Source organism: Streptomyces sp. OR43, from assembly GCF_008042275.1.
In the GTDB taxonomy this organism is placed as follows: Bacteria; Actinomycetota; Actinomycetes; order Streptomycetales; family Streptomycetaceae; genus Streptomyces.
In genome coordinates, this window is the sequence record NZ_RDBK01000008.1 from 525,551 (window position 1) to 542,333 (window position 16,783).

Sequence of the window (16,783 nt, forward strand, 5' to 3'; positions counted from 1 at the left end):
TGCGAGGGGCCGCGGACCCCTCGCACACACGGCTGAGCGGATCAGCCGTACGGGTAGAACCCCGACCCCGTCTTCCGGCCGAGCCGGCCCGCGTCGACCATCCGCTGCAGCAGCGGGGGAGCGGCGTACAGGGGCTCCTTGTACTCGGCGTACATCGAGTCCGCGACCGAGGCCACCGTGTCCAGACCGATCAGGTCGGCGAGCTTGAGCGGGCCCATCGGGTGGGCGCAGCCCATCTCCATGCCGTTGTCGATGTCCTCGCGGCTGGCGATACCCGACTCGAACATCCGGATCGCGGAGAGCAGGTACGGGATCAGCAGCGCGTTGACGACGAAGCCGGAGCGGTCCTGGGCGCGGATCGGGTGCTTGCCCAGTATGTCCTGCACCATCGCCTCGGCACGCTTGACCGTCTCGTCCGAGGTGGTCAGCGCGGGGATCAGCTCGACGAGCTTCTGCACCGGCGCCGGGTTGAAGAAGTGGATACCGATGACCTGGTCCGGCCGGGACGTCGCGACGGCCAGCTTCACCAGCGGGATCGAGGAGGTGTTGGAGGCCAGGATCGCGTCCTGCCGGGTCACCACCTGGTCGAGCACCTGGAAGATCTCGGTCTTGACCTGCTCGTTCTCCACGACGGCCTCGATGACGAGGTCGCGGTCGGCGAACTCGCCGAGGTCGGTGGTGAAGCTGAGGCGGCCGAGGGTCTCGTCGCGCTCCTCCTCGGTGATCTTGCCGCGCTCGGCGGCCTTCGAGAGGGAATTGTGGAGCCGGGTGCGGCCGATCTCCAGCGCCTCGCCCGTGGTCTCGGCCACCTTGACGTCGAGGCCGCTGCGGGCGCACACCTCCGCGATGCCTGCGCCCATCTGGCCACAGCCCACCACTCCGACGCGTGCAATGTCGGCCATAGAGTCCGTCACCTCGTGCCTTTCGCTGTTCTCCGGTCGGCGGCTTCCGTACGATTCCGGGCTCCACCACGACCCCACGACGTTACTCCGCGCCTTGCCGGGGTTTGCGGGCCGGGGCGGGCATGCTCACCTCCGGGCCCGGAATTCCGGGGCGCGGGACACGTATGGAAACGGCAGGTACGGCGGAATGCGGCAAATGGACCGACGGAAATTCGTGACGGGTGCGGCCGGGACGGTCGCTGGGGTGCTGGCCCCGGTCGCGGTGGCCGGTGACGCCGCCGCGATCCCGCGGGGCGGTGGCGGCCGGGGCGCGCCCGGCGGGCCCCGTGATGTGCTGCGGCGCGAGCTGCGGGGCATGTGGGTGGCCACCGTGGCGAACATCGACTGGCCGTCGAAGCCGGGTCTGCCGGCCGCGGAGCAGCGGGCCGGGCTGATCGCGTACCTCGACGAGGCCGTCGCCCGGCGGCTGAACGCGGTGATCCTCCAGGTCCGTCCCAGCGCCGACGCGCTGTGGCCCTCACCGTACGAACCGTGGGCCCAGTACCTCACCGGCGTCCAGGGCAAGGACCCCGGCTGGGACCCCCTGGGTACGGCGGTCCAGGAGGCCCACGACCGCGGCCTGGAGCTGCACGCCTGGTTCAACCCGTACCGCGTCGCCAACCACACCGACCCGTCCCGGCTGTCGGCCGGCCACCCGGCTCGGCTGCACCCCGAATGGGTCCTGCCGTACGGCGGGAAGCTCTACTACAACCCGGGACTGCCCGAGGTCCGTGCGTTCGTCCAGGACGCGATGCTCGACGCGGTCCGCCGCTACGACATCGACGCCGTCCACTGGGACGACTACTTCTATCCGTACCCCGTGGCGGGCCAGACCTTCGCCGACGGCGCGGCGTACGCGAAGTACGGAGCGGGCTTCCCCGACCGGGCCGCCTGGCGGCGCTCCAACACCGACAAGCTGGTACGGGAGATGTCCGAGCGGATCAAGGCGCTCAAGCCGGACGTCCGGTTCGGCATCAGCCCGTTCGGCGTGTGGCGCAACGCCTCCACCGACCCGCTCGGCTCACGGACCGAGGCCGGTGTGCAGACGTACGACGATCTGTACGCCGACACCCGGGGCTGGGTCAAGAAGGGCTGGATCGATCACGTCTGCCCGCAGCTGTACTGGAACATCGGCTTCGCGGCCGCCGACTACGCGGCCCTGGTGCCCTGGTGGGACGACGTGGTCCGGGGCACGGGCGTCGACCTCTTCATCGGTGAGGCCCTCTACAAGTCAGGCGACCCCGCCCAGCCCGCCGCCTGGCAGGACCCCGCCGAACTGTCCCGGCACATCGACTTCGCCGCCGGATACGACCAGGTCCGCGGCCACGCCTACTTCTCGGGGAAGAGCGTGGTCGCGGACCGGATCGGTGCGATGGACCGGGTGGTGGCCGACCACTACCGGTCGCGGGCGCGCCCGCCCCGCTGACCGGCGGCCGTCATCGGGTTCCCGGGTCCCGGCCGGGAGTGTGCTGGACGACGCTGTCGGGGCCGGGTGCGATCAGGTGTTCGTGTCCGTCCTCGAAGCGGACGCGGTACGGGGGAGTGCCCCCGTCCCCGAGCACTTCGAGGATCTCTGCGACCCGGTCGTGCTGCCCCACGGTCCTGCCGTGCGTCAGCAGCCGGTCGCCCGTGTGTGCCTCCATCGGGAGTGACCTCCTCACGGGTGGCGTTCCATGTCGACAAGTCTATGACCGGCCGGCTGCGGCGCGCTGGGTGACGGCGATGCAGAGGAGGACGGCGACCGCCGCCACCGGGGCCGCCGCAGCGACCTCCTCGCCGAGCACCAGGAACGACCAGACGAGCGTCAGCAGGGGCTGGGCGAGCTGAAGCTGGCTGGCCCGGGCGACACCGATCTCGGCCATGCCGCGGTACCAGACGTACAGGCCGAAGAAGGTCGAGGCGACGGACACCCAGACCAGTCCGATCACCCCGTGCCCGGTCCACCGCACCGGTTCGGACGGCAACGCGAGGGCCGCGCCCGCCACCGCGAGCGGCACGGTGAGGAGCAGCGCCCAGCCGGTCACCTGCCAGCCCGGCATCACCTTCGCCAGCCTGCCGCCCTCGGTGTACCCCGCCGCACAGACCAGCAGCGCACAGAACAGGTAGGCGTCCCCGGCCGACAGGCCGCCGCCGCTCTGCGTCACGGTGAAGGCGATCACCACCGCCGCCCCGGCGACGGCCGCCGCCCAGAAGGCGCGGGGAGGCCGTGATCCGGTGCGGAGCGAGGAGAACACCGCGGTGGTCAGCGGCAGAAGGCCGACCACCACGGCCGCGTGCGACGTCGTCGATGTCCGCAGAGCCAGCGTGGTCAGCAGGGGGAACCCCACCACCACTCCGCCCGCCACCACCGCGAGCCCGGCCCAGTGCTTTCGCTCGGGCACCCGCACCCGGGCCGCGAGCATCACGGCACCAGCGATCGCGGCAGCCAGCAGGGTGCGCAGGGCCACCAGCGACCAGGGGCCGAAGCTCTCCAGGCCCCAGGCGGTGGAGGGGAAGGTCAGCGAGAAGGAGACGACTCCGAGCAGGGCGAGCAGCGTGCCGTTCCGGCCTGCCGGGACGCGGCCGGGGGAGTCGGGGGCGGCGAGGGGCGAGGACCCGTTCATCGTCGGGCCGACCGCTATCGTGGGGCCCGGAGTAGCGCTATCCTGTGCTGTCATGCAAGAGCGTAGCAGTGTCGCCGAGTTGACCGCAGTGCTGCGGAGTGAGCTCAACCGCTACTCGCCGGGTGAGAAGCTGCCGTCGAGTCGCGCTCTGGTCGAACGGTTCAGGGCCGGCCCCGTCACCGTCTCGCGCGCTGTCGCGCAGCTCGCCGCCGAAGGCCTCGTCGTCACCCGTCCCGGATCCGGCGCGTTCCGGGCGCATCCCCGGACCGGGACGCGGCCGCCCGCCGACACCTCCTGGCAGGAGGTCTCGCTCAACGGTGACGGCGGCCCCGACGTGGTGCCCCGCACGGTCGACGCCTCCGGGCTGCTGGTCACCCTGACACCTCCGCCCACGGGCGTCGTCGAGTTCAACGGCGGCTATCTGCACAGCTCGCTCCAGCCCGAGCGGGCGATGGCGGCGGCCCTCGCCCGGGCCGGGCGCCGCCCCGGAGCGTGGAGCCGCCCGCCCACCGACGGGCTCACCGAACTGCGGGCCTGGTTCGCCCAGCAGATCGGGCCCGCGGTCACCGCGGCCGATGTCCTCATCACCGCGGGTGGCCAGAGCGCCCTGGCCACCGCGCTGCGGGCGCTCGCCCAGCCCGGCGCGCCCGTGCTCGTCGAATCGCCCACGTATCCCGGCATGCTCGCGGCCGCACGGGCCGCCGGCCTGCGGCCCGTACCCGTGCCCATGGACGCCGACGGTGTGCGGCCCGCACTGCTGGCGGCCGCCTTCGCGGCCACCGGCGCCCGCGTCCTGGTGTGCCAGCCGCTCTTCCACAACCCGACGGGCACGGTCCTCGCCGAAGCCCGGCGCGGCGAGGTCGTCCGGATCGCCAGGGAGGCGGGGGCGTTCGTCGTCGAGGACGACTTCGCCCGCCATCTCGTCCACGACGACGCCGGACCGCTCCCCGCGGCTCTGGCGGCCGACGACCCCGACGGTGTCGTCGTCCACGTCTGTTCGCTGACCAAGGCCACCTCGCCCAGCTTCCGGGTGGGCGCCCTCGCCGCCCGGGGGCCGGTCCTGGAAAGGCTGCGGGCCATCCAGGTCGTGGACAGCCTCTTCGTGCCCAGGCCGCTCCAGGAGGCCGCCCTGGAGCTCGTCGGCTCGCCCGCCTGGGGCCGCCATCTGCGCTCCGTCTCGGCGGAGCTGCGTATCCGCCGCACCGCCATGGTCGCCGAGCTGCGCCGCGGACTGCCCGGCCTCGCGCTGCCCCACCTCCCCGCAGGCGGCGGAAACCTCTGGGTGCGGCTGCCCGATGCGGGTGCCGGTGCGGACGAGTCCGCCATGGTCGCGGCGGCGCTGCGGGCCGGCGTCGCCATCGCGCCGGGCCGGCCCTACTTCTGCGCCGAATCCCCCTCGCCCCAGGTCCGGTTGAGCTTCGTCGCGGTCGCCGGCCTCGCCGAGATCACCGAAGGCGTACGGCGCCTGTGCACTGCCTGGGAAGGTGTGCTCGACGCTTCGCCGGTTAGTCTCCGGCCATGACCGAAACGCCTCAGGAACGTTACGAGATCTCGTCCGACCCCGCCCGCCTGGACGCCGCCCGCATCCACGACTGGCTCTCCAACGACGCCTACTGGGCGAAAGGGCGCACCCGGGAACACCAGGACCGGGCCATCGCCGGCTCGCTCAACTTCGGCGCCTACGACCTCGCCTCCGGCGAACAGGCCGGGTACGCCCGCGTGGTGACCGATCTGGCCACCTTCGCCTGGCTCTGCGACGTGTACGTCGACCCCGCGGCCCGCGGGCACGGCCTGGGTGGACGGCTCGTCGCGGCGGCGCGCGACCACCTCGCCCCGACCGGTGTGCGCAGGTTCCTGCTCGCCACGGCCGATGCGCACGGTGTGTACGAGAAGGCCGGTTTCCAGCCGCTCGACCACCCGGACCAGTGGATGGGCCTGCGGTTCCACTGAACGGGAACCGCCCGCGGCGGCGCTCTTGACCTGCGCGGCAATCGGCTCCACGATCGCGGCCATGAGTGTTCGAGTCTCGCTCGTCGCCGCGGCGCGCAGTTCCTCCCTGCTCGGCGAGCGCTTCGACGACGACCGGCCGCTCGACGAGGCCGGCTGGCACGAGGTGCAGTTCGCCGCGCCCGCCCTGGTGCCCCTGGGCGCGGCCGAACTGCGCTACTGCTCGCCGACCGCCCGCAGCCGCGCCACCGGAGAGCTGCTCGGCTTCGCGCCGCTGGTCCAGCCCGCCCTGCGCGACTGCGACATGGGACGCTGGCGGGGCTGCACGCTCTCCGACGTCACCGCGCGCGAACCGGCCGCCGTGGACGCCTGGCTGGCGGACCCGCGCTCCGCGCCGCACGGCGGCGAACCCCTGCTCGCGTTCATCTCCCGGATCGGCAACTGGCTGGACACCCGCCCCGCCTGCGACGGATCCATCGTCGCCGTCGCCGAACCCGCCGTCGTCCGGGCCGCCCTGGTCTACGCGCTGAAGGCCCCGCCGTCGACGTACTGGAACGTCGACGTCCGCCCGCTCTCCACCGTCACGCTCACCGGTCTGCCGCGCCGCTGGAGCTTCCGTCTGGAGACCGGGGCCCGCTGACCGGAGCCGCCCGCAGGAGAAGGTTCGGTGCGTGCCACGTCTTCCCGCCGGTCCGACCAGTCGGTATGTTGACCTGGGTCCGAGTCCGACCAGGCGTGTTCCAGGCGAGGGAGGCCATCGTGCCGCAGATCCACGGCCACTGCGACGAACGGTTCGCCGCGGTGCGCGGCGCGTTCGAGGCGAATTTCCTCGAGCGTGACGAACTGGGCGCGGCGGTCACCGTTTTGGTCGACGGGCAGCCCGTCGCCGACCTCTGGGGAGGCTGGGCGGACGGCGCCCGTACCCGCCTCTGGGAACAGGACACCCTGGTCAACGTCTGGTCCACCACCAAGGGCCCGGTCGCGCTCTGCGCGCACATCCTCGTCGACCGCGGCCTGCTCGACCTCGACGCCCCGGTCGCCGCGTACTGGCCCGAATTCGCCGCAGCCGGCAAGGAGGACGTACGCGTACGGCATCTGCTCTCCCACCGCGCCGGCCTCGCGGGCCTGCGCGCACCGCACACCCTGGCGGAGCTCTACGACTGGGAGCTGACGACCGCCCGGCTCGCCGCGACCGAGCCGTGGTGGGAGCCCGGCACCCGGTCCGGCTACCACGCCCTGACGTACGGCTTCCTGGTCGGCGAGGTCATCCGGAGGGTCAGCGGACTGCTGCCGGGGGAGTTCCTCCGGCAGGAGGTGACCGGTCCGCTCGGCATCGACTTCACCGTCGGACTGCCGGAGAAGGAGGCGGAGCGCGTCGCCGAACTCGTCGTCCCCAAGACGGACCGGGCCCAGCAGGCAGCGCTCTTCGCGCAGATGGAGCCGGTCGCCGTCGCCTCGCTGCTCAATCCGCCCACGGGAGCGGCCGCCGCCAACACCGCCGAGTGGCGGGAGGCGGAGATCCCTGCCGCCAACGGCCACGGCACGGCCCGCGCGGTCGCGTCGCTCTACGGGATCCTCGCGGGACGCGGCAGCTCCGGCGGGCTGCGGATCCTGTCCGAGGAGGCGGCCGAACGGGTCCGCGAGGGTCAGGGCAGCTGCCGCGACCTGGTGCTGGGCGCCGGGTTCGTCCACGAGACGGAGATCGCGCTCGGTCTGTGGCTGAGTGGACCCGACGCCAGTTACGGGCCCAATCCGCGGGCCTTCGGCCACGACGGCGCGGGCGGTTCCTGCGGCCTGGCCGACCCGGAGAACGGGATCGCCCTCGGCTACGTGATGAACCGGATGGGCCCCCACATCGCGAACGACCCGCGCAAGACGGCGCTGGTCGAGGCGGTGTACGCGTCCCTGTGACCGGCCCGCACCGCGACGGCCGTATCACGGGGCCGGCAGCGGCGGGACCGACTCGCCCTCGGTGTCGACGCGGGGGAGCACCCGGTCCAGCCACCGGGGCATCCACCAGGCGCTGCGGCCCAGCAGCGTCATCACCGCGGGGACCAGCAGCAGCCGCACGATCGTGGCGTCGACGAGCACGCTGACCGCCAGCCCGAGCCCCAGCATCTTGACCACGATGTTGTCGCTGATGACGAAGGCCGCGAAGACGCTGACCATGATGAGCGCCGCACACGTGATCACCCGCGCGGTGATCTCCAGCCCGTGTGCCACCGCGCCCTTGCTGTCCCGGGTCCGCAGCCAGGCCTCGTGCACCCGCGCGATCAGGAACACCTCGTAGTCCATGCTCAGGCCGAAGACGATGGCGAACATCATCATCGGCACGTAGCTCTCGATGGGCACGGTTCCGGAGACCCCCAGGGACGGCCCGCCCCAGCCCCACTGGAAGACCGCCACCACCACTCCGTACGAGGCCGCGATGGACAGGAGGTTGAGAACGGCGGCCTTGACGGCGACGAGGACGCCCCGGAACACGATCAGGATGATGACGAAGGCGAGCCCCACCACGACGGCGATGATCAGCGGGAGCCTGCGGGCGATGATGTCCAGGAAGTCCTCCTGGGCGGCGGTCGTGCCGGTCACATAGGCGGAGGCGCCTGTGCCGGCGATGCCCTGCGGCAGGACGTCGTCCTTGAGGTGGTTGAAGAGAGTGGTCGTGCCGGCGTCCTGCGGGGCCTCCTTGGACAGGGCGGTGCCGACGAGCAGCGCCCCGTCGTCCGTCGGCTGCAACGGACTGATGCTCGCCGCGCCGGGCACGCCGGTGAGCGCCTTCTGGAGGCTGCTCGCCAGCGCCGAGCGGTCGGCGCCCGGCACCGACCGCTGATCGACGACCAGGGTGAACGGGCCGTTCGCCCCGGGCCCGAAACCCGTGGAGATCAGGTCGAACGCGCGCCGGTCGGTGAAGCTCGTCGGATCGGCCCCGTCGTCGATGTGGCCCAGCCGGATGGAGAACAGCGGGATCGCGAGGACGCCCACCACGACGAGCCCGCCGAGCAGGAACCACCAGGGCCGCCGCTCCACCCGCTGGGCGTAGCGGTGCCAGCCGCCCACCGACTCGGTGCCGGGACCCGCTCCGCCCTCGGCGACCGGAGGCCGTACCCGGTAGCGGTCGATCCGCCGGCCGATGAGGCCGAGCAGGGCCGGGACCAGGGTGATGGCGCCGATGACCGCGGTGATCACGGTCACCGCGGCCGCGGCCCCCAGCTTGCCGATGAAACTCACCCGGGAGACGTACAGACCGGCCAGCGCGACGATGACGGTGCAGCCGGAGACCAGGACGGCCCGTCCGCTGGTGGCCACCGCGCGGCCGGCGGCCCGGACCGGGTCGGCGCCGTCCATGACGAGCTGGCGGTGCCGGGTGATCAGGAAGAGCGCGTAGTCGATGCCGACACCCAGCCCGATCATGGTGGCGAGCGTGGGCGAGACACTGGCGAAGGTGGTGGCCGCGGCCACCAACGACAGACAGCTCAGCCCGACGATCACGCTGATCAGCGCCGTGAGCAGCGGGACACCGGCGGCGATGACGCTGCCGAAACCGATGAGCAGCACCACCACCGCGACGGCGAATCCGACGGCCTCGCTGGTGAGGTCCGTGGTCTCGGGCCGGGCGAGCTCTCCCAGCGGTCCGCCGTACTCGACCTCCACGCCGGCGGAGCGCAGCGGCTTCACCGCCGTGTCGACCTGGTCGAGATAGGCGTCGTCCAGCGAGGTCGGGTTCACGTCGAACCGCACGGTGATGTACCCGGTCATGCCGTCCTTGGACAGCGAGGTGGACGTCGACGAGGAGGACGCGGGCAGCGGGTTCTGGGCGGAGAGGACGTGCGGCAGCTTCTGGAGGTTGCCCACCACCTGGTCGACCTGGCTCCGCACGTCGGTCAGGGGCTTCTGCCCGTCGTGGAGGACCACCTGCGCCCCGGTGCCTCCCGCTGCCGGATCGTGGGCCTTCAGGAGTTCGGCGCCGGTGTTGGACTGGGTGCCGGGCAGGCCGAAGTCGTCGGAGTACGTGCCTCCGAAGGCGCTCTGCAGCGCGTGCAGCCCGCCGAGGGCGATCACCCACAGCACGATCACGACGACGAAGTGGCGCGCGCACCATTCGCCCAGCSGCAGCAGCCACCCCCTTCCGGAGCGGGCGGGTGGTGCGTACGTGCTGCTGCCGCTGGGCGGGACCATGCGCTCTCCCGGGGAAGGGGACCTGCCGTTGAGGAGGGCGTTGCGCACCCCGGGGTCCACTTCGCGAAGGTAGAGGTGCGTGCGGCGCCCTCGGCCCGCGACACGTGCCACGGCGTGCCCGTTCCGCCGCACGGCCGGTAGTCGCCGCGGGGAGCCGTTCGCGGCCTCGCCGCGAACGGCCCCGGTCCGGTCAGTTCTTCTTCTGCTGTGCGTCGACGATGAGGGTGAGCGCCTCGGTGATGGCCGTCTCCGCGGTGGCCTTGTCGATCCCGAGGCCGGTCAGCAGCCCCGCGCCGTCCTCGTGCTCCAGCAGGGCCAGCAGGATGTGCTCCGTTCCGATGTAGTTGTGCCCCATGCGCAGGGCCTCCCGGAAGGTGAGTTCCAGGGCCTTGCGCGCATCGGCGTTGTACGGGATGAGCTCGGGCACCTCGCCCTCCGCGGCTGCCGGGAGCGCCTGCTCGGCCGCCTGGCGCACGGTGTCCAGGGCGATGCCCTGCGCCTTGATGAACGCCCCCGCGAGGGCCTCCGGCTCGCTGAGCAGCCCCAGCACGATGTGCTCGGTGCCGATCTCGGCGTTGCCGGCGGCGCGCGCCTCGTTCTGCGCGGCCATCACCACGTTCTTCGCGCGCAGCGTGAAGCGGCTGAAGCCCTGGCTGGGGTCGAGTTCGGACAGCTCGCCGGGGTCCTTGGCCACGAACCGCTTCTGGGCGGCCTGCCGGGTCACCCCCATGCTCTTGCCGATCTCCGTCCAGGAGGCGCCGGACCGCCGGGCCTGGTCCACGAAGTGGCCGATCAGGTGGTCGGCGACGTCGCCGAGGTGGTCCGCCGCGATGACGGCGTCCTGGAGCTGGTCGAGTGCGTCGGGGTGGACCTTCTTGATGGCTGCGATGAGGTCGTCCAGACGGACGGGCTGCGTCATGCCTACGGGATTCGTCATGTGTCAACGGTAGGTTGACAGTAGGTAGCTGTCAACCGAAGGTTGACATGCGTGCTCGGTGCGCGATCACAGGTGCGACGACCTCCCGGGAACCGCGTCCCGCAACGACGCAACGCGCCGGCCGACGTTGTTCGTCGGCCGACGCGTTGCGGTGAGGTTCGGTGCGGGTGGACCGGGTCAGAGCGTCCCGGAGTCGGCGATGGTGACCTTCGCCTTGGTGCGGCCGCTCTGCGAACCGAGACCCTCGATCTTCGTGACCAGGTCCATGCTCTGCTGGTCGGCGACCTCGCCGAAGACCACGTGCTTGCCGTCCAGCCAGGAGGTCACGATGGTCGTGATGAAGAACTGCGAGCCGTTGGAGTTCGGGCCGCTGTTCGCCATCGAGAGGAGGCCGGGCTTGGTGTGCGCCAGCTTGAAGTTCTCGTCGTCGAACTTCGCGCCGTAGATGCTCTTGCCGCCGGTGCCGTCACCGCGCGTGAAGTCGCCGCCCTGCAGCATGAACTCGGGGATGACGCGGTGGAAGGAGGAACCCTTGTAGCCGTAGCCGTGCTCGCCGGTGGCCAGCTGGCGGAAGTTCTCCGCGGTCTTGGGGACCACGTCGTCGTACAGGTTGAAGACGATCCGCCCGGCGGGCTCGTCGTTGATGGTGATGTCGAAGTAAACCTTGCTCGTCATGGAACCATCCTGACATCTGCCCGGCCGGACCCGACGGGCGGGCGCGTCCAAACACCGCTCACGAGTGAGGGCCGGGGGCCTGTGGTCGACACCCTGCCCGGGGCGCCCGCCCCGCCGTGCCCCGCACCGTCACACCCCCGTGTGGCCGTCGATCCGCTCCCGCAGCAGGTCGGCGTGGCCGCTGTGGCGGGCGTACTCACCGATCATGTGCGTGTAGATCCACCGCAGATTCACCTCGCCGCCCATGAACGGGGCCGTGTCCTCCAGTGACCGTGCGGCGCAGTTGGCCCGGGACACGGCGATCTCCTCCTGCCAGCGCGCGCAGGCTCCCGCGAAGGTCTCGTCCCCGGAGAGCTCGAACCCTCCGTCATGGCCCTCGGTCTTGGCCGGTCCTCCATGCGCGGGCGGGACGTCCTCGCCGGTCAGCACCCGGCGGAACCAGTTCCGCTCGACCTCGGTGAGGTGCTGGACGAGTCCCATCAAGGTCAGCGTCGACGGTGCCACGGAGGTCTCACGCACCTGCTGGTCGGTGAGGCCCTCGCACTTCATCGCCACGGTGGCCCGGTAGAAGTCGAGCCAGGAGGCCAGGTTCGTTCGTTCGTCGGCGTTCAGGGGCGGCATCGGCCGTTCGGTGTGCGTCATGATCACCGATGCTGCCATGAGGGTCTGACATCGAGCCGCCGCGACGTCACCCCGCGGCCCCGCGGCCTACGGCCGCCGTCGGGGCTTGCCGCGCTTCGCGCCGGCGGCCCCCTTGGCGCCGCGGGCGCCCTTCGCTCCCTTGGCTCCGCCCGAACCGCCACGGGAGTTCTTCCCCGCCGACGAACCGGACGCGGGCTTGCGCCCGGCGCCGCTCCCGTCGGTGCGCTTCGCCTTGGCCTTTGCCTTTGCCTTCGGCTGTTCGGCGGGCGCCGTGCCGCGGCCCCGGGAACTGTTCACGGTCCGTCCGCGGACGATCCCGATGAAGTCCTCCACCAGGTCGGTGGTCCTGTCCTCGGGCCAGGACAGGGCGATCCGCGACTCCGGGGCTTCCGACAGCGGACGGTAGGTGAGGTCCTTGCGGTGGTGCAGCCGGGCGAGTGACTGCGGAACGGCGAGGACACCGATCCCGGCGGCCACCAGCTCGATGGCGTCGGCCGTCGTGGCCGGGCGCTCGATCGCGGGCTTGCCGGGGAGCTCCTCCCAGCCGAGGGTGTCGTCGAGCGGATGCAGCACGATGTCGTCGGCCAGCTCCGCGAGCGAGACCTGGTCGACCGCCGCCGCCACGTGGTCCTTGGGGATCACGACCACGGTCTGCTCGGTGTAGAGCGGGATCGCGCTGAGGTCCGCCCCGTCGACCGGCAGCCGTACGAAGCCCGCGTCGGCCTCGCCGGCGCGCAGCAGGGCCGGCGCCTCGGCGGCGGGCACCGCGACGAGCGTCAGGGGGATGTCCGGCAGGCGCTCGTTCCAGATCCGCACCCACTTGGTGGGTGTCACCCCGGGGACGTACGCGAGCCGGAATGAAGGGGATGCTTCCGAGCCTGTCACCCCGCCAGGTTACCGGTCGTGGTCAGAGGTGGCGCACACGCTCGATACTCTTGACCTCATGACGTCGCACCAGACCACCCAGACCATGAAGCCCGCGACCGCGGCGAAGAAACTGGGTGTGTACCTCGAGGCCACCCCCACCGAGTTCCAGGAGGGTGTCGTCTCGCGCGCCGAGCTGGCGGCCCTCCAGACCGATCCGCCCGAGTGGCTGCAGGAACTGCGGCGCAACGGCCCGCACCCGCGGCCGGTGGTGGCGTCCAAGCTGGGCGTCTCCATCTCCGGCCTCGCCCGCGGGGGAGTCACGGACGCCCTCACCACGGAGCAGATCGACGCGCTGAAGCAGGACAACCCCGAGTGGCTGCAGAAGGAGCGCGCCACCCAGGCGGAGGTCCGGAAGGAAACCGTACGCATCAAGGAGCGGAACGCGGAGCGCAAGGACGCCTCCTAGCGTTCGCCACCCCGAAGTCCGCCGTGGGCGGTCTCCGTCTTCTCGCAGCCCGGGACGGAGGCCGCCCACGCGTCGTTTCCGCGCCGGGTCCGACGGCCCGGAAAACCGGGTGACGGCCCACCGGGCCCCGCGTACCTTGGTCCGTATGGGAACGCTGTGATCGCCCCGCCCACGACCGCGTAGAGCTCCGCTCCGCCGTCGTGGTGCCGATTCGTCCACGAATCCGTTCTGTCGGCGCGGCCGGGAACAGGGGCTCATTCATGCACCCATCACACTCCGCACAACTCTCTCTGCACGGCGTCACCAAGCGTTACGGCGAGCGCACCGTGCTGCACCACATCTCCTTCAGCCTCGCCCCCGGGGAGAAGGCCGGCGTCGTCGGCGACAACGGGGCCGGCAAGTCCACCCTGCTCCGTCTTCTCGCCGGCGAGGAGACGCCCGACGCGGGCGAGGTGTCCGTCGTCTCGCCCGGCGGTACGGGCTATCTCGCCCAGGCCATCGGGCTGACCCCGCACGCCACCGTCCAGGACGCTGTGGACGCGGCACTGGGCGAACTGCGCGCGCTCGAGGCGGAGCTTCGCCGGGCCGGGTCCGCGCTGGCCGTAGCCTCGGCCGGACCGGAACTCGACGCGGCCCTCGCCGCGTACGCACGCCTGACCGAGCAGTACGAAGCACGAGACGGCTACGGCGCCGACACCCGGGTGGACACCGCGATGCACGGGCTCGGACTGCCACGGCTTTCCAGGGACCGGCCGCTGGGAACGCTCTCCGGCGGCGAGCGGTCCCGGCTGGCCCTGGCCGCGACGCTCGCGTCCCGCCCGGAACTGCTGCTGCTGGACGAGCCGACCAACGATCTCGACGACCGGGCGGTGGGCTGGCTGGAGGACCATCTGCGGGCCCACCGCGGAACGGTCGTCGCGGTCACCCACGACCGCGTCTTCCTGGAGCGGATCACCAGCACGGTCCTGGAGGTCGAAGGCGGCCGGGTCTCCCGCCACGGCGACGGCTACGCCGGATACCTCACGGCCAAGGCCACCGAACGCCGGCGACGCCAGGAGCGGTACGACCGGTGGCGGGCCGAACTCGGCCGAGGCCGCGGGCTCACCGAGTCCAACGCCGCCCGCCTGCGGGCCATCCCGCGCAAGCTGACGAAGCCCGGCTCCGGGGCCGGCGCGTTCCGCGCGCGCGGGCGCGCCCACGGTGCGATGAGCCGTATCCGTAACGCGAAGGAGCGCGTCGAGCGGCTCACCGCGAACCCGGTGACACCGCCGCCGGACCCGCTGGCGTTCACGGCCCGCATCGCCACCGCGGCCGGCCCCGGCGAGGCACCCGCCGCGGTCCTGGAGGACGTGGTCGTCAAGGACCGGCTGACGGTGCCGGAGCTGCGCATTGCTCCGGCCGAGCGCGTGCTGGTCACCGGCCCCAACGGCGCGGGCAAGAGCACGCTGTTGCGGGTCCTGGCCGGGGAACTCGTCCCGGACACGGGCGTGGTGGCCGTCGCCGGGCGGGTGGGACACCTGCGGCAGGAGGAGACGCCGTGGCCGCCGGACCTGAGCGTGCCGGAGGCCTTCGCCCACGGCCGCCCCGGAGACCGGGACGAGCACGCCGACCGGCTGCTGTCGCTGGGCCTGTTCGAGCCGGACGCCCTGCGGTTGCGCGTCGGGGACCTCTCGTACGGCCAGCGGCGGCGTATCGAACTCGCCCGGCTGGTCAGCGAACCGGTGGACCTGCTCCTGCTGGACGAGCCGACCAACCACCTCTCGCCCGCGCTCGTCGAAGAGCTGGAGGCGGCGCTGACCGGCTACGCGGGGGCGCTGGTGCTGGTCACCCACGACCGCCGGATGCGGGCGCGGTTCAGCGGCACCCGGCTGGAGTTGAGCAAGGGCGCGGTCACCGGCGCGCTCTGAGAAAACAAAAGGGCAAGGAGCGCGATGCTCCCTGCCGGTTTCAAGATATAGCGCACCGGGGGCCTTGCGGCAAGGCCCCCGGTGCGCAGCAGAATGACCGGCCACGGCTGGAGTCCGCTGCTTTCTTGAACGGGTGTTTCGATGATTGATGTGATCGTGGTCGGCGCCGGACCGACCGGATTGATGCTGGCCGCCGAGCTGCGGCTGCACGATGTCCACGTCGTCGTGCTGGAGAGGCTGACCGGACCGACGGGGGAGTCCCGCGGGCAGGGTCTGCACGCGCGCAGCGTCGAGGTGATGGACCAGCGCGGCCTGCTGGAGCGGTTCCTTGCGGTGAGCGAGAAGTTCCAGGTCGGCGGCCTCTTCGGAGGAATCGCCACGGCGTGGCCGGAGGGGCTGGACACGGCCCATCCCTACGGCCTCGCCACCCCGCAGCCGGTCACCGAGCGGCTGCTCGAGGAGCGGGCGGCCGAACTCGGCGCGGAGATCCGGCGCGGCTGCGAAGTGGTCGCGCTGAGCCAGTGCGAGGCGGGAGAGGAAGCCGGTGTGAGCGTCGGGCTGGCGGACGGCACACGGCTGCGCTCGCGCTACCTCGTCGGCTGCGACGGCGGCCGCAGCACGGTGCGCAAGCTGGCCGGGATCGGTTTCCCCGGCGAGGCGGCCACGGTCGAGACGCTGCTGGGCGAGATGGAGGTGACCGAGGACCCCGAGAAGGTCGCCGCCGTCGTCGCGGACGTCCGCAGGACCCAGCTGCGGTTCGGCGTCGGTCCGGAGAAGGACGGGGTGTGCCGCGTCGTCGTGCCCGCCGACGGGGTCGGCGAGGACCGTACGTCCCCGCCGACGCTGGCGGACTTCCGGCAGCGGCTCCGGGCGGTCGCGGGCACCGACTTCGGCGTGCACTCGCCGCGCTGGATGTCCCGCTTCGGCGACGCCACCCGGCAGGCCGAGCGCTACCGCGCCGGCCGGGTGCTGCTGGCCGGAGACGCGGCGCACATCCATCCGCCGACCGGCGGGCAGGGGCTCAACCTCGGCGTCCAGGACGCCTTCAACCTGGGCTGGAAGCTGGCCGCCGAGGTCCAGGGCCGGGCGCCGGAGGGCCTGCTGGACAGCTATCACCGCGAACGGCACCCGGTGGGCGCCGCCGTGCTGGACCACACCCGTGCGCAGATCACGCTCCTGGGGACCGACCCGGGTGCGACCGCGTTGCGGGCGCTGTACACGAAGCTGATGGGCTTCGAGGAGGTGAACCGGTACATGACCGGGATGATCACCGCGCTCGACATCCGTTACGACGTCGGCGAGGGCCACGCGCTGCTCGGCCGCCGGATGCCGGACGTGGAACTGAGGGACGGGCGACGCCTCTACTCGCTGATGCACCAGGGGCGTGGGCTGCTCGTCGACCGGACGGGCCGGCTCTCGGTGGCGGGCTGGGCGGACCGGGTCGACCACGTCGTGGACGGCAGCGAGGACCTGGACGTGCCCGCGGTCCTGTTGCGTCCGGACGGCCATGTGGTGTGGGCCGGTGAGGACCAGCGGGAGCTGCTCGGCCGGCTGCCCCGGTGGTTCGGTGCCCCGGCGCGCTGAGTCCGGCCCGCCCCCGCCGGGCGCCGGTGTCCCGC

16 protein-coding genes are annotated in these 16,783 nt (G+C 72.1%); 8 read left to right on the forward strand and 8 right to left on the reverse strand.

What is annotated here, in order from left to right:
* Positions 1-41 precede the first annotated feature (41 nt).
* Positions 42-902, reverse strand: a complete 861-nt coding sequence (locus tag EAO72_RS06345) for a 3-hydroxybutyryl-CoA dehydrogenase (protein ID WP_148016193.1) — start codon at positions 900-902, stop codon at positions 42-44.
* 187 nt (positions 903-1,089) lie between these two features.
* On the opposite strand from EAO72_RS06345, the gene EAO72_RS06350 reads away from it, so the two are divergent.
* Positions 1,090-2,367, forward strand: a complete 1,278-nt coding sequence (locus tag EAO72_RS06350; RefSeq protein WP_187284942.1) for a glycoside hydrolase family 10 protein — start codon at positions 1,090-1,092, stop codon at positions 2,365-2,367.
* Positions 2,368-2,377: 10 nt separating this feature from the next.
* Here EAO72_RS06350 and EAO72_RS06355 read toward each other — a convergent pair whose 3' ends face one another.
* Together EAO72_RS06355 and EAO72_RS06360 are read right to left on the reverse strand one after the other, a co-directional pair.
* Positions 2,378-2,584, reverse strand: a complete 207-nt coding sequence (locus tag EAO72_RS06355; RefSeq protein ID WP_148016194.1) for a DUF1918 domain-containing protein — start codon at positions 2,582-2,584, stop codon at positions 2,378-2,380.
* Positions 2,585-2,626: 42 nt separating this feature from the next.
* A complete protein-coding gene (locus tag EAO72_RS06360; RefSeq protein ID WP_148016195.1) occupies positions 2,627-3,598 on the reverse strand; it encodes a DMT family transporter in 972 nt (323 codons plus the stop codon).
* Between EAO72_RS06360 and EAO72_RS06365 the strand changes: the two genes are divergently transcribed.
* The 4 genes from EAO72_RS06365 (at position 3,597) to EAO72_RS06380 (ending at position 7,402) form a co-directional block, all read left to right on the forward strand.
* Positions 3,597-5,066: an aminotransferase-like domain-containing protein gene (locus EAO72_RS06365; protein ID WP_148016196.1), complete on the forward strand. Its 1,470-nt coding sequence runs from the start codon at positions 3,597-3,599 to the stop codon at positions 5,064-5,066. The two genes, EAO72_RS06360 and EAO72_RS06365, sit on opposite strands and share 2 nt — an antisense overlap.
* A complete protein-coding gene (locus EAO72_RS06370) occupies positions 5,063-5,494 on the forward strand; it encodes a GNAT family N-acetyltransferase (RefSeq protein WP_148016197.1) in 432 nt (143 codons plus the stop codon). The genes EAO72_RS06365 and EAO72_RS06370 overlap by 4 nt, the downstream gene beginning before the upstream one ends.
* A 61-nt stretch (positions 5,495-5,555) precedes the next feature.
* Complete coding sequence (locus EAO72_RS06375; RefSeq protein WP_148016198.1) at positions 5,556-6,131, forward strand: histidine phosphatase family protein; 576 nt, start codon at positions 5,556-5,558, stop codon at positions 6,129-6,131.
* A 119-nt stretch (positions 6,132-6,250) separates the two neighbouring features.
* Positions 6,251-7,402, forward strand: coding sequence for a serine hydrolase domain-containing protein (locus EAO72_RS06380; RefSeq protein WP_261991340.1), 1,152 nt, complete (start codon positions 6,251-6,253; stop codon positions 7,400-7,402).
* Positions 7,403-7,426: 24 nt separating this feature from the next.
* On the opposite strand, the gene EAO72_RS06385 is transcribed toward EAO72_RS06380, so the two are convergent.
* The 5 genes from EAO72_RS06385 to EAO72_RS06405 form a co-directional block, all read right to left on the reverse strand.
* A complete protein-coding gene (locus EAO72_RS06385; RefSeq protein WP_148016200.1) occupies positions 7,427-9,670 on the reverse strand; it encodes an MMPL family transporter in 2,244 nt (747 codons plus the stop codon).
* Positions 9,671-9,860: 190 nt separating this feature from the next.
* Positions 9,861-10,607 carry a Clp protease N-terminal domain-containing protein gene (locus tag EAO72_RS06390; protein ID WP_148016201.1) on the reverse strand — a complete coding sequence of 249 codons (747 nt, stop codon included), beginning with the start codon at positions 10,605-10,607 and terminating at the stop codon, positions 9,861-9,863.
* Between the two features lie 177 nt (positions 10,608-10,784).
* Positions 10,785-11,282 carry a peptidylprolyl isomerase gene (locus tag EAO72_RS06395; RefSeq protein ID WP_148016202.1) on the reverse strand — a complete coding sequence of 166 codons (498 nt, stop codon included), beginning with the start codon at positions 11,280-11,282 and terminating at the stop codon, positions 10,785-10,787.
* Positions 11,283-11,411: 129 nt separating this feature from the next.
* Entirely contained in the window at positions 11,412-11,924 is a 513-nt protein-coding gene (locus tag EAO72_RS06400; RefSeq protein WP_148016203.1) for a DinB family protein, read from the reverse strand.
* Between the two features lie 66 nt (positions 11,925-11,990).
* Positions 11,991-12,809, reverse strand: coding sequence for a LysR family substrate-binding domain-containing protein (locus EAO72_RS06405; protein ID WP_148016204.1), 819 nt, complete (start codon positions 12,807-12,809; stop codon positions 11,991-11,993).
* 58 nt (positions 12,810-12,867) lie between these two features.
* Here EAO72_RS06405 and EAO72_RS06410 point away from each other — a divergent pair, with 58 nt between their 5' ends.
* From EAO72_RS06410 to rox, 3 genes are all read left to right on the forward strand, one after another.
* A complete protein-coding gene (locus tag EAO72_RS06410) occupies positions 12,868-13,257 on the forward strand; it encodes a DUF5997 family protein (protein WP_148016205.1) in 390 nt (129 codons plus the stop codon).
* Positions 13,258-13,517: 260 nt separating this feature from the next.
* Positions 13,518-15,164 (forward strand): TlrC/CarA/OleB/SrmB family ABC-F type ribosomal protection protein, encoded by a 1,647-nt coding sequence (locus EAO72_RS06415; RefSeq protein ID WP_148016206.1) that lies wholly within the window; start codon positions 13,518-13,520, stop codon positions 15,162-15,164.
* A 141-nt stretch (positions 15,165-15,305) separates the two neighbouring features.
* A complete protein-coding gene (rox, locus tag EAO72_RS06420; RefSeq protein WP_148016207.1) occupies positions 15,306-16,748 on the forward strand; it encodes a rifampin monooxygenase in 1,443 nt (480 codons plus the stop codon).
* The last annotated feature ends 35 nt before the right edge of the window (positions 16,749-16,783 follow it).